A 12,279-nucleotide genomic window follows, 5' to 3' on the forward strand; every position below is an offset into this window, starting at 1 on the left:
GCACCGAATGAATCGCATCGATACACTGCCCGATATAGTCGCCGGCCCCCTATTAAGACGCATCAGCGCTGCACGGCTGGTACTTTGGCTCGTCGCCACTCGGCCACTGAACATGACACTTGTGCTGCGCCCAGGGCATGCCGATAGCCAGTCGGTCGGCTTGGCGCATCACCAGCAGTGCATCCCCATCGGCCAGCGGGCCTTTATCTACCTAATCGATTGTGGGCTTGAATCGCCGCTGCCCTGCGACGAGCGCATCGAGTATGACCTGCAGGTGGAAACTCTGCAGGGCGAGTGGCGCTCTTTGCCCGAGTGGGCGCCGTGGCTCTGTTATGACGGTGCCGCCTATCCCGCCTTTGTGGTTGCCTCGCGCCATCACCGCCTACTGCACGGCTCCTGCCGTAAGCCTCATCACGCCAGTGCCGATGGCCTGGTGCGCGCCGACAGCTGGCTGGCTGAGCAGCAGGCAGCGCCCACCGAGTGGCCCGCTTGGCTGCTGATGACCGGTGATCAGGTGTACGCCGACGACGTAGCCGGGCCGATGCTGCGGGCAGTGCATGCGTTGATTGAACGGTTAGGGCTGGTGGATGAGTGGTTGGAAGGCGCGACGGTCGACGATAGCCAAGCGCTCTACCGCTCGCCGGATAGCTACTATCGTCGTGCAGAGCTACTGCCGGATGTGACCAGCAACGTGGCGCTGCGCGAGCGCTTCTTCGGCGGTGTCAAAAAGCCCGTGTTTACCTCGGCGAATGCCCATAACCACTTGATGACACTGGCCGAAATGCTCGCCATGTACTGCCTGGTGTGGTCGCCAACGCCCTGGCAAGTGATTGCGCCAACGCCGCCTGACTTAAATGACAAAGATGCCGAGCTGTATCGTCAGGAGCAGGCGGTGATCGATGACTTTGTTGCGGGGTTGCCCCAGTGCGCACGGCTGATGGCGCACCTGCCCAGCCTGATGATCTTTGACGATCACGACGTCACCGACGACTGGAACCTGACCGCCGATTGGGAGCGTGCCGCCTACGGCAATCCGTTCTCTAAACGCATTATCGGTAATGCCCTGGTGGCCTATCTGCTCTGCCAAGCCTGGGGTAACGACCCGGATAAAATGAACCCGTTAGTCCACCACGCCTCGACGCTGATGGGCGATGGCGACCAGCCGCTAGTCTGTGCCGAGCAGGATGGGCTGATTGAACGACTGCTGCGTTTTCAGGGCTGGGAGTTTCAGGTGCCGGGCACCCCCGCGCTGATTGTGCTGGATACCCGCACCCGCCGCTGGCGCAGCGAGCGCAGTCCCCACCGGCCCTCGGGCTTGATGGACTGGGAGGCGCTAATGGAGATGCAACAGGCGCTAATGGGGTTCAAGAGCGCGGTGATTGTCTCTCCCGCGCCGATGTTTGGTGTCAAGTTGATAGAGGGAATTCAAAAGCTGTTCACCCTGGTGGGTAAGCCGCTGGTGGTGGATGCTGAAAACTGGATGGCCCACCGCGGGGCAGCCAATACGCTGCTGCAGATTTGGCAGCACTCCAAGACCCCAGGCAACTATGTGATTTTATCCGGAGATGTGCACTACTCGTTTGTCTACGACATTTTGGTACGTCGGCGAAAAAGTGCTCCTCACCTGTGGCAGATTACCTCCAGCGGTATCAAGAATACGTTTCCCAAGCAGCTACTCAATACCTTTGATCGGCTCAACCGTTGGCTCTACGCGCCGTGGTCACCGCTTAACTGGCTCACCAAGCGCCGTAAGCTAAGCGTTCACCCCCGTGATCCCGATCGCGCCAGCGCCGGTGAACGGCTGTGGAATGCCAGCGGCATTGGCTTAGTGACCCTTGACGAGAAAGGCCGCCCGATCAACATCCGTCAGCTCGACGCTGACGGCAGCGAGGTTCTCTTTCCTGCTCCCGAGAGGATCCTTTCATGACCTCTGTTTAGCGCCAACTGCCTGACGCCCTTGATGTTTGTCATGATAGCTTCACAAAAATGACGCACGCTTGCAGCTTATCAACAGCCTCCAGGGACGGTGACACATCATCGACACCACCGCTGGTGATTAGGGTGGCAGCAGAGGGCAGCAGGCAAATGACCGCACAAGAATCGCAGTGGCTAAAAAAGATCATTGCACAAGAAGAGTTGCATGTGCTTTTTCAGCCCATTGTGGATGCCAGCCAGCAGGCGATTTATGGCTACGAAGCACTGATCCGAGGGCCTAAAACCTCGCCGCTGTACTCCCCGTTACGTTTGTTTGAGGTGGCTACCCAGGCCGGGAAGTTAGTCGAGTTAGATTTGCTTTGTCGGCGCCTCGCCATACAGCGTTTTGCAGAGCTCGACCTGCCCGGTCTGCTGTTTCTTAACGTGATGCCGCTGACGATTGTGGAGCGCGACTTTCGCGAAGGCTTAACCCTTGGCTTTATTCGTGACAGCGGTTTGCCCCCAGAGCGGGTGGTGATCGAACTCACTGAACATGTGCCTATCCATGACTATGAACTAATGCGCCAGGCGGTGGATCACTACCGCACCATGGGCTTCCAGGTGGCGCTGGATGATCTCGGTGCCGGGCACTCAAGCCTGCGCCACTGGTCTGAGCTGCGCCCCGATTTCGTTAAGCTCGATCGCCACTTTATCTCCGGCATCGACCAGGATCCTGCCAAGCGAGAATTCCTACGCTCGATCCTCGATGTGGCCCGTAGTCTGGATTGCCAGGTCATTGCCGAAGGCGTGGAGACCGCCGCCGAGCATCTCTGCTTGTGGGAACTCGACCGCGGCCTCGCGCTGCTGCAAGGTTTCTATTTTGCTCGACCCACCCAGCAGCCGCCGTTGGAACTCAATATGCTGCTGCCGGCGACCACCCATTTAAAAAGTCCCGCTGGCCGCACCGCCCGCTCGATTTTGCGGGCGATCGATCCCATCACGACAGATTGCGCAGTGCCGTATATCTCCGAACGATTTCGTCAACAGCCCAGCTTGCGCTGTGTGGCCGTGCTGGAGAATGGCAAGCCCGTAGCGGTGGTGCGCCGCAATGCATTTTTAACCCTGTTTACCAACCCCTACAGCCATTCACTTTATGCCAAGCGCCGTGTGCTGGACGTTGCTGATGCACGCATGCTGGTGGCTGAAGCAGATACACCGCTGGAGATTTTGAGCCAGAAGCTGACCGATAGCCGGGATATCGAGCAGGAGGACTTTGTTATCGTTAAGGCTAACGGTGACTACCTGGGCATGGGCAATATCGTTGACCTACTACGTGAAATTACTGCCATTCAGGTGCGTCAAGCCCGCCACGCCAATCCGCTGACGGGCTTGCCGGGCAATATTCTGATTAATGAAACCCTGGCCGCCTATTTAGCCGCCGAACGCGGGTTTGCCGCGGCCTACGTTGATTTGGATAACTTTAAAGCCTTTAACGACGCCTATGGCTACGCCCGCGGTGACCACATCATTATTTCGCTATCGCGGCTGCTGCAAGCCCAGGTAGAGAACGCCGGGGGATTTATCGGCCATATTGGCGGTGACGATTTCATGATGCTGCTGCCGCTTGAGCACTGGGAAAGTGTTTGTAAGCAAATTCTGCACTCATTCGAGGTGATGGCCCCGGGTTTCTACGAAGAGGCTGACCGCCTTCAGGGCGGGATTCATATCGAAAACCGACAAAATAGACTGACGTTTTACCCTTTTGTCAGTGTCTCGATTGCGGTGAAGCCCATCCCCGATGCGACCAACTGCCAATCGCTGGATATAGCGGGTGAACTTTCCGAGCTGAAGCATCAAGCCAAAAAAATCCCTGGCAATAGTCTGTTCGTGGAGCGTCGCGGCCGCGATGCTGCTCAAGCCACACATTAAAGATGCCTGCTTAAAAACGTCACGAAGTGGTCATATAAGTGCCCCATTTTTGTCATCTGGACTCGTCAGGATGTTGTCATCTTTTAACAACTCTACAGAACGCTACAGGTGACCCATGCAAACATTATCCCTCTCCCGCACGTTAATCAGTGCTGCCGTTGCCAGTGCCTTCGCCTTGGCCGCTGTAAACGCCTCTGCGGATCTTTCATCACGCTATGTGGATAATGATGGCGATATGATCGCCGATGTTCCCAGCGACGAGTCACAGTGGGTTGACCCGGATACCCTGGTGTTTGCCTATACCCCGGTTGAAGATCCCGCGGTTTACGCGGATGTCTGGTCTGACTTTCTGGATCACCTGAGCGAAGCCACCGGCAAAAAAGTCCAGTTCTTCCCGGTACAGTCCAACGCTGCCCAGCAGGAAGCACTGCGTGCTGGCCGCCTGCACGTCGCTGGCTTTAATACCGGCGGCGTACCGGTGGCGGTTAACTGCGGTGGCTTCCGTCCCTTCGCCATGATGGCCGCGGAAGATGGCAGCTTTGGCTACGAGATGGAGATCATCACCTACCCAGGAAGTGGCATTGAAGACGTTGAAGACTTGCAGGGCCGCCAGCTAGCGTTTACCTCCGAGACTTCCAACTCTGGCTTCCGCGCCCCATCGGCGTTGCTGCGCTCTGAGTACGGCATGGAAGCGGGCGAAGATTTCGAGACCGCTTTTTCGGGCTCCCACGACAACTCAATTCTCGGCGTGGTCAACGAAGACTACGACGCGGCGGCGATTGCTAACTCCGTGGGCAAGCGAATGATTTCCCGCGGTGTGGTGAACGAAGGTGATTACGACATCATCTACACCTCACAAACCTTCCCCACCACCGCTTACGGGCTGGCGAATAACCTGAATCCGGAACTTGCCGAGAAAATTCAGGATGCGTTCTTCAGCTACGACTGGGAAGGCACTGCCCTCGAGTCAGAATTCGCCAACTCCGGCGAAGCACAGTTTATTCCGATTACTTATCAGGAAAACTGGGAAGTTATTCGCACCATCGCTGACGCCAACGGCGTGACCTACGACTGCGATTAATCTCTAAGCAGCACCCCAATACGATCGGCCAGGAGGGCAACCTTCTGGCCGAACCGCTATGTAGATGAGGCACTTCCATGTTGACACTCACCGGCGTTGGCAAACGTTACCCTACCGGAGATCGAGCGCTGACGGATATTGAACTCACGCTGCCCAAAGGCCAAGTGATGGCGCTGATTGGCCCCTCTGGCGCGGGTAAAAGCACGCTAATTCGCTGTGTTAACCGGCTGGTTGAGCCTACCCAGGGCAGCATTCGTCTGGACGGCACGGAGCTGACGAAGCTTTCGGGGCATAAGCTGCGTCACGCCCGCCGCTCCATGGGCATGATTTTCCAAGAGTATGCGCTGGTAGACCGCTTAACCGTGATGGAGAACGTACTCTCGGGTCAGCTCGGTTATGTGGGCTTTTGGCGCAGCTTCCTGCGCCGCTACCCGCAGGAGGCCGTGATTGAAGCCTTCCGTCTATTGGAGCGAGTGGGGCTGCCGCATGCCATTGATAAACGCGCCGATGCCCTGTCCGGTGGCCAACGCCAACGGGTGGGTATCGCCAGGGCGCTCCTGCAAAGTCCCAAGCTGTTGCTGGTGGATGAACCTACCGCCAGCCTTGACCCAAAAACTTCCCGCCAAATTATGCGTTTGATTCGTGAGCTATGCGCAGAGCGCGAATTGGCGGCGATCATCAATATTCACGACGTAGCGCTGGCCCAGCAGTTTGCTGACCGCATTGTTGGCCTGCGGGCGGGTGAAATCGTCTTTGATGGCCTTCCCAGCGAACTTACCAGCGAGATCCTCACCACGATTTACGGTGAAGAGGATTGGGACACCACGCCTGAACCCATGGACGATGAAGTCAGCGGTGATGAGGCGACTAACACTGCCCCGATTAACCCTCCCTACGCGCGGGTGATGTCGACCATTGAAGTGGGAGCGGCACGATGAACGAGCAGGCACGCCAGCAGGCGGCGCAGCGCGGTCAGTGGCGGCGTCTACCGCTAGTTGAAAGCCCCCGCTTGCGCTGGGGGCTCGCCATTGGCGCAGTGATTTATCTGTTTTTAGCGCTTGCCTCGGTAGAGGTGAACTGGGCGCGGGTGGCGGAAGGCGCAGGCCGAGCGGTTAATTTTTTAGGCGCCTTTATGCAGCCCGACTTTGTCAGCCGCTACGACGATATCGTCGCGGGCTTGCTGGAAAGCTTGACCATGACGCTCACCTCCACGGTACTGGGTGTACTACTGGCGATACCCGTGGGCTTAGGGGCAGCGCGAAATATTTCACCACTGCCGATCTACTTTGTGTGTCGCGGGATTATCGCCTTTTCACGTACGTTCCAGGAGATCATCATCGCCATTCTGTTTGTGGTGATGTTCGGCTTTGGGCCGTTTGCGGGCATGATCACCCTGGCATTTGCGACGATTGGCTTTATGGCCAAGCTGCTGGCGGAAGATATCGAAGACTTGGATTGGCGGCAGGTAGAAGCGGTGCGCGCCACGGGCGCCAGTTGGTGGCAAACCATGAATCACGCCGTGCAGCCCCAGGTGATGCCGCGCTTGATCGGGCTCTCCATGTACCGCCTGGATATCAACTTCCGTGAGTCCTCGGTGATTGGCATTGTCGGCGCGGGCGGCATTGGCGCCACGCTGAACACCTCGCTGAGCCGCTATGAGTACGACACCTCCGCGGCGATTCTGCTGATCATCATCGCTATCGTACTGCTATGTGAATATAGCTCAAGCCATGTTCGCCGCTGGACTCAGTAAATGCTGATTTAGTCACTTCTGGCCCACTAATTTGTCGAGAGTTTAAATGCCTGTTTCCACTACACCCCAGGGTCAGCCAGTTTGGCAGCGGCGTACTACCCGCGCTCAATGGCTGCAGTACCTGGCTTGGCTGGCGGGTGTCAGCCTATTTCTGCTCTGCTGGAAGATGATTTCCGACAACACCATGTGGGTGTTTGTGGAAGATGCCGGCCGCCAGGGCGCCGACCTAATCAGCCGCATGACCCCACCCAAATGGGGCTACGCCAATGTGCTCTGGAAGCCCATGTGGGACACCATCAATATCGCTATTTTGGGCACCGTGCTAGGCATTATCATGGCCTTCCCAGTGGCGTTTTTGGCTGCGCGCAACACCACGCCGCATCCGCTGGTACGCAGTGTTGCTTTGATGGTGATTGTTTCATCGCGCTCCATTAATTCGCTGATTTGGGCGATGCTGCTGGTGACCATTCTCGGCCCAGGCGTGCTGGCGGGGATTATCGCCATTGCCCTGCGCTCCATCGGTTTTGTGGGCAAGCTGCTTTACGAAGCGATTGAAGAGATACACCCCACCCCCGTTGAGGCGATTAGTGCGACCGGTGCAAGCCGACTGCAGGTAATGAACTATGGCGTGCTGCCCCAGGTGATGCCTGCATTTGCCGGGATTAGTGTTTACCGCTGGGACATTAATATTCGCGAGTCGACGGTATTGGGCTTAGTGGGGGCAGGCGGTATCGGTCTGCAGTTGAATGCCTCGATCAACAGCCTCGCCTGGAATCAGGTTAGCGTCATTTTTATTATGATTTTCGCTACTGTGTTGGTATCCGAGTGGATCTCTGCGCGGGTTCGTCACGCAATTATTTAACTGAATTATTTAACTGAGTTTAGCCACTCAGGAGGCGAGTATGCGTTTTCCCGACGCGGAGATCACGACGATTGATTTACTGCGCCACGGTGAACCGGTAGGTGGCCGTATGCTGCGCGGCTCCACCGATCACCCGTTGAGTGAAACCGGCTGGCAGCAGGTGACCGATGCCGTGATGCGGCAGACGATCGACGGGCATTTGCCCTACGATGCGATTGTGACCTCGCCGTTAACGCGCTGCCGCGAGTTTGCCTTGTGGCTGGGCGAAGAGTTTGATCTGCCCGTTCAGGTGGAGGAGGCTTTTGCCGAGCTGCACTTGGGGCGGTGGGAAGGCAAAACCCACGCCCAGGTGTTTGCCGAAGAGGGTACCGAGCGAATGAGCGCCTTTTGGTTCGATCCTGCCGCGGTGTCTCCCCCCGGTGGTGAAACCCTGCAAGCCTTTGATACGCGATTGGCCGAGGCCTGGCAGCCGCTATTAAGCCACCCGCCTGGCAAGCATGTGCTGGTGGTGGCGCACCTGTTTGTCTGCAACGGGCTGCTGCGTCAGGTGATCGAGCAGCCGCTTTCGCGGGTATTAACAATGGATTTACCCTACGCGGCAATGAGCCGGGTGCGTCATGAGCGCCACGCGCTGGGCGCAACCAGCTTTGTGGAGTGGATCGGCCGTTAATCATTGGCGGCTAGGCAGGCTTTGCGCCATCATGAAGGCAAGCGGGTTTATCGGAGTGGTTGTCCATGATATCGGTTCGTCTGTGGCCTCTACCTTGCGGGTTGGCGCCATCGGGAAGGGGGCTGCTTACCTGCCTGTTCATACTGATGCTGGCGGGCTGCGCCAGTCGCGACCTGACCCCCATTGAGGCGCCGCCTAACCGTGCAGGCCTCTCAATGGAGCGTGCGTTGATTCTCTCCCATGCCCAGCAGGCTATTGGCACACCGTATCGTTTTGGGGGGAATACGCCCGATGGCCTGGACTGCTCTGGCTTGGTGGAAATGACCTACCGGGCGGCGGGTATTCGCGTTCCGCGTTCCGCCGATGAACAGTTTCGCGTCTTGCCCCAGGTGAAAACCCCACGCCCTGGCGATCTGCTTTTCTTTGGTGACCGTCGCAAAGCGACCCACGTAGGAATTTATCGTGGCAACGGCCAAATGATTCATGCACCTGGTAAGGGCCGTGCAGTCGTCAGCGTGCCGTTAGAGATCGATTACTGGCAGGCGCGCTTTTTGGGTGCCGCCAGCCCCGCTCCTTAACTTATTTCCTCGTCAGCCGATAAGGTACTTTGCAGCGCAAAGTACCTTCGCCGCTATAGGGTGTTATTATGACCAGCAGCACTACTGACCTCATAATAACGGCGTTTGTGAATAACGGCCTTATATAACAATGCAACGATATAGCAATAGCATTGGCTCTATGCGATAGCTTTATAAAAACGACGAGGAGAGCAAAGACGTATGTATGAATCCTTGAATTTATCGAAGGAACAGTCTTTGTCTCAACAGTACTCCCAGCCAACACCTTCTCTACCCCGCTCGAACGCAATGTCGGCAGCATCCGGCAGCCAGGCAGCGTCACCCGCTGAATCGGTATTTTGCTATGCCAACGAAGCGATCATTATTACCGATGCAGAAAACCGGGTAGTGGAGGTGAATCCTGCTTTTTGTGAGTTAACGGGGATTACGCAGGACGATGTACAGGGCAAAACGCCGGAAGCATTCAGCATTTTACCGCTGGATGATAGCCGCACCACGCGCTTGATGCGTGAAGAGCTGCAATTGCGTGACCGCAGTAAAAGCCAGGTGAGTTACCGCAGCCACGATGGCCAGTTTTATCCCGGGATGATGTCGATTAATCGCGTGCGCAATGAGCATGGGGAGATCGATCACCATGTGATTGTGCTGGCGGATCTTTCGGCCATTCCTGCTCATGCCCGTCACCTTAATCGGGAAGTCTATTTTGATGCCCTAACGGGGTTGCCCAATCTGCAACTGCTGACGCAATTGATTCAAGAGTCCATGCAGCATGCAGAAGCAAAGCAGCTCTCCTTAGCGGTGTGCTCGCTGGATATCGATTTCTTCAAAAATATCAATGACCGTCTTGGCGCCACCGTGGGCGATGCGCTGCTCTCATCTTTTTCCCAGCGTATAAGTCATCTGCTGTTTGGCGATGATGTGCTGGCGCGGGTGGGGGGGGACGAGTTTTTGCTGTTACTCCATCATGTCGTAGACGACGATTTTTTTGAGAAGCTGCTAGCCTCTATCCGCCAGCCGCTGATGATAGAGGGGCAGAGCATCCACCTGACGGCAAGCTTGGGAGTGACGTTCTACCCCAATGACCACGTTCAGGGCGATGTGCTCTTACGGCATGCCAATCAGGCGATGTACCGCGCCAAGCAGCGTGGCCGCGATACCTTTCACTTGTTTGATCCAAACCATGACCGCTTGCTGCAGGTGCGCCATGAGCAGCGGCAGCGTTTTATTGATGCCCTCAATAACCATGAACTGCGCCTCTATTATCAGCCCCAGGTCGATATGCGCAGCGGGCAAGTGGTCGGCCTAGAGGCGCTGATTCGTTGGCAGCACCCGGAAGAGGGGCTGCTTGCGCCGGGGCAGTTTTTACCTACCATCGATACCACGCCGTTGGAAGTGGAGCTTGGCGAGTGGGTCATTGAGCAGGCGCTGCGTCAGTTGACCATATGGCAGGCTCAAGGCATCGCGCTACCCATCAATGTGAATATAAGCCCTACGCATCTGTTAGTGAGCAATTTTAGTCAGCGGCTGGACGAACTCTTGGCACGTCATCCCAATGTACCGCCAGCGATGCTCAAACTCGAAGTACTGGAGAGTGCGGCGATGCATGATATCCAGGCCGCACTGCAAAATATGTCGCGCTGCCAGGCACTGGGAGTGAGCTTTGCTATTGATGACTTTGGCACCGGGTTTTCGTCGTTAACCCACCTGCGGCAGCTGCCGGTCAGCCTGATCAAAATAGACCAGAGTTTTGTCCGCGATATGCTCAGTGATCAAGACGATATGGCGATTGTGGAGAGCGTCATTTACATGGCGAATCGCTTTAAGCGGCCCATGCTGGCGGAGGGTGTAGAAACCTTAGAGCATGCCAAAGCCTTGATGGCGCTAGGCTGTGAATTAGCCCAAGGCTACGGGATTGCTCGGCCAATGCCCGCCGAGTCGCTGCCTACCTGGTTGGCGAATTGGCCCAGCCGTGAAGAGTGGAACTCTCTCGCAGAGGCGAACCCTTAAGCGGCTAGCTCGTCAGCGGCTGATTCATCCGCGGAGGGTGTGTCGGAGGGCGTCGCAGTGGAGGATGTCGCTGCGGCGCCGTCGCTGCGGGCTTGGTTCATTTCACTGCGCTGCATGGAAGCTTCAAGCTTGGCTTCCAACAGATATTGACGCGCTTGGGCAGCCACTTGGTAATCGGTAGGGGACGGGTCGGCAGGTGCCATGGCCGCGGCGATCACGGTCTGCATTTTTTCGATCGTCGCTTGGGGGTCATTGGGTACCGGGCCATAATCGATCGGCACTTCGCCTGCTACCGCGTAGCGTTTGCCATCGGGGCCAACTTCATATTCATAGCTGGCGCCGCCCGCATAGGCACCGCCCACTGTTTGGTGGGCCATCTCATGCTGGCGTACTTCGCGATCAGTCTGTTTGAGCTGTTCGAGTAGCTGAATCTCTTCCGGCGCCATGGGCGTGCCGTCTGCCCGTTTGGGGCCAGCCTCGGCGCTGACGCTCTCTTCGCTAGTGCTAGTCGTTTTAGGGTCGTCGGTAGACGCCGTATCTTCTTCAAGTGCACGGCCTTTGGCGGTTTGCTCAACGCGCGGGGACATTGTATTCGCTGAAGGATATGTCCAGGCAGCGTGGGAAACGGTGCTAATGGAAGAAACGGCCATAGGTCATTACCGACTAAGTACGAGTTGGGATACCATGAAGTATTAGCGAGCGATACCGACAGTGCAAGTTTTGCAGTACGTTTTCGCAGTGCTATGCCAACACTTTTCCGACATGATGCCAGTCTTATCTTATGTAAGCCCTATGCAAACCATTGATGTGGTTATTAATCTTAATTATGATGAGTGTTTGGCCCATTACGAGGGGCGTATTGCCAATGTGCGTGCCCGCAGCATTGATGGCCGCTGGGTGATATTTCCTGCCGAAGCGATTCGTCGAATAGTGAGTCGTGACGGCGTGCGCGGTATCTACCGATTAAGTTTTACTGAGCAGGGCCGATTTATCAGCATTAAGCCCCTTAACTAGACGTTGACTTGCCTATGCACCGCCATGGAACACCGATCACCTTAAATGACCTCATTTATTCCATTATTCCCAATTTAAACAGTGCTGAGAAGTTAGTTTTCGCTACGCTAGAGAGCCTGATTGAAACTGCTTCAAACCCTCTGGACATCCTTAAACGCACCGATCAACGTCAGGCGTTTGGTCTGGAAGTTCATCGTATACGCATCAACCTGGAACACCTGCTCGACCGTTACCGAACAGAGCTAGAAGCCGTACTACGCAGCGAAGGTGAGTATACCGGCCCGGTCGTCGACCCCGACCCTCAAGAAGCCGATGCTATTCGTAGTGCTGTGGATATCTATATTCATGTATGTGCTTTTCAACGCGGCGAGCGTCCCAACCCAATACCAGGGCGTGAATCTACGCTGCGCAAACTGTCATAAGAGTAACATTCGCAGCATGGCATCAACATTGCTTGTATAATGTGGCCAT

Annotated in this window: 12 protein-coding genes; 11 read left to right on the forward strand and 1 reads right to left on the reverse strand. The window is 56.3% G+C overall.

What is annotated here, in order from left to right; translation table 11 throughout:
• Positions 1–7: 7 nt before the first annotated feature.
• The 9 genes from JI62_RS21715 (at position 8) to JI62_RS21755 (ending at position 10,794) form a co-directional block, all read left to right on the forward strand.
• The gene (locus JI62_RS21715; RefSeq protein WP_088702146.1) at positions 8–1,927 is read left to right on the forward strand and encodes an alkaline phosphatase D family protein; all 1,920 of its coding nucleotides are present in this window, start codon (positions 8–10) and stop codon (positions 1,925–1,927) included.
• Between the two features lie 158 nt (positions 1,928–2,085).
• Positions 2,086–3,843: a bifunctional diguanylate cyclase/phosphodiesterase gene (locus JI62_RS21720; protein WP_088702147.1), complete on the forward strand. Its 1,758-nt coding sequence runs from the start codon at positions 2,086–2,088 to the stop codon at positions 3,841–3,843.
• 115 nt (positions 3,844–3,958) lie between these two features.
• Positions 3,959–4,924 carry a phosphate/phosphite/phosphonate ABC transporter substrate-binding protein gene (phnD, locus tag JI62_RS21725; protein WP_088702148.1) on the forward strand — a complete coding sequence of 322 codons (966 nt, stop codon included), beginning with the start codon at positions 3,959–3,961 and terminating at the stop codon, positions 4,922–4,924.
• Positions 4,925–5,001: 77 nt separating this feature from the next.
• A complete protein-coding gene (phnC, locus tag JI62_RS21730) occupies positions 5,002–5,862 on the forward strand; it encodes a phosphonate ABC transporter ATP-binding protein (RefSeq protein ID WP_088702149.1) in 861 nt (286 codons plus the stop codon).
• Positions 5,859–6,677: a phosphonate ABC transporter, permease protein PhnE gene (phnE, locus tag JI62_RS21735; RefSeq protein WP_088702150.1), complete on the forward strand. Its 819-nt coding sequence runs from the start codon at positions 5,859–5,861 to the stop codon at positions 6,675–6,677. The genes phnC and phnE (JI62_RS21735) overlap by 4 nt, the downstream gene beginning before the upstream one ends.
• A gap of 46 nt (positions 6,678–6,723) precedes the next feature.
• Positions 6,724–7,539 carry a phosphonate ABC transporter, permease protein PhnE gene (phnE, locus tag JI62_RS21740; RefSeq protein ID WP_088702151.1) on the forward strand — a complete coding sequence of 272 codons (816 nt, stop codon included), beginning with the start codon at positions 6,724–6,726 and terminating at the stop codon, positions 7,537–7,539.
• Positions 7,540–7,579: 40 nt separating this feature from the next.
• Entirely contained in the window at positions 7,580–8,209 is a 630-nt protein-coding gene (locus tag JI62_RS21745) for a histidine phosphatase family protein (RefSeq protein ID WP_088702152.1), read from the forward strand.
• Between the two features lie 65 nt (positions 8,210–8,274).
• Entirely contained in the window at positions 8,275–8,787 is a 513-nt protein-coding gene (locus JI62_RS21750; protein ID WP_088702153.1) for a C40 family peptidase, read from the forward strand.
• A 201-nt stretch (positions 8,788–8,988) separates the two neighbouring features.
• A complete protein-coding gene (locus JI62_RS21755; protein ID WP_088702154.1) occupies positions 8,989–10,794 on the forward strand; it encodes a GGDEF domain-containing phosphodiesterase in 1,806 nt (601 codons plus the stop codon).
• Here the strand turns inward: JI62_RS21755 and JI62_RS21760 are convergent.
• The gene (locus tag JI62_RS21760) at positions 10,791–11,444 is read right to left on the reverse strand and encodes a putative metalloprotease CJM1_0395 family protein (protein ID WP_088702155.1); all 654 of its coding nucleotides are present in this window, start codon (positions 11,442–11,444) and stop codon (positions 10,791–10,793) included. The two genes, JI62_RS21755 and JI62_RS21760, sit on opposite strands and share 4 nt — an antisense overlap.
• A 142-nt stretch (positions 11,445–11,586) precedes the next feature.
• Between JI62_RS21760 and JI62_RS21765 the strand changes: the two genes are divergently transcribed.
• Together JI62_RS21765 and JI62_RS21770 are read left to right on the forward strand one after the other, a co-directional pair.
• Positions 11,587–11,808, forward strand: a complete 222-nt coding sequence (locus tag JI62_RS21765) for a DUF2835 family protein (RefSeq protein WP_088702156.1) — start codon at positions 11,587–11,589, stop codon at positions 11,806–11,808.
• Positions 11,809–11,822: 14 nt separating this feature from the next.
• On the forward strand, positions 11,823–12,230 hold the full coding sequence (locus tag JI62_RS21770) for a hypothetical protein (protein ID WP_088702157.1): 408 nt from the start codon (positions 11,823–11,825) through the stop codon (positions 12,228–12,230).
• The last annotated feature ends 49 nt before the right edge of the window (positions 12,231–12,279 follow it).

The sequence above is a fragment of the Halomonas campaniensis genome, assembly GCF_002211105.1.
In the GTDB taxonomy this organism is placed as follows: Bacteria; Pseudomonadota; Gammaproteobacteria; order Pseudomonadales; family Halomonadaceae; genus Vreelandella; species Vreelandella campaniensis_A.

Coding starts and splice junctions, on each gene's coding strand:
- JI62_RS21715 (WP_088702146.1), top strand. CDS start 8: ATGAATCGCATCGATACACTGCCCGATATAGTCGCCGGCCCCCTATTA.
- JI62_RS21720 (WP_088702147.1), top strand. CDS start 2,086: ATGACCGCACAAGAATCGCAGTGGCTAAAAAAGATCATTGCACAAGAA.
- phnD (WP_088702148.1), top strand. CDS start 3,959: ATGCAAACATTATCCCTCTCCCGCACGTTAATCAGTGCTGCCGTTGCC.
- phnC (WP_088702149.1), top strand. CDS start 5,002: ATGTTGACACTCACCGGCGTTGGCAAACGTTACCCTACCGGAGATCGA.
- phnE (WP_088702150.1), top strand. CDS start 5,859: ATGAACGAGCAGGCACGCCAGCAGGCGGCGCAGCGCGGTCAGTGGCGG.
- phnE (WP_088702151.1), top strand. CDS start 6,724: ATGCCTGTTTCCACTACACCCCAGGGTCAGCCAGTTTGGCAGCGGCGT.
- JI62_RS21745 (WP_088702152.1), top strand. CDS start 7,580: ATGCGTTTTCCCGACGCGGAGATCACGACGATTGATTTACTGCGCCAC.
- JI62_RS21750 (WP_088702153.1), top strand. CDS start 8,275: ATGATATCGGTTCGTCTGTGGCCTCTACCTTGCGGGTTGGCGCCATCG.
- JI62_RS21755 (WP_088702154.1), top strand. CDS start 8,989: ATGTATGAATCCTTGAATTTATCGAAGGAACAGTCTTTGTCTCAACAG.
- JI62_RS21760 (WP_088702155.1), bottom strand. CDS start 11,444: ATGGCCGTTTCTTCCATTAGCACCGTTTCCCACGCTGCCTGGACATAT.
- JI62_RS21765 (WP_088702156.1), top strand. CDS start 11,587: ATGCAAACCATTGATGTGGTTATTAATCTTAATTATGATGAGTGTTTG.
- JI62_RS21770 (WP_088702157.1), top strand. CDS start 11,823: ATGCACCGCCATGGAACACCGATCACCTTAAATGACCTCATTTATTCC.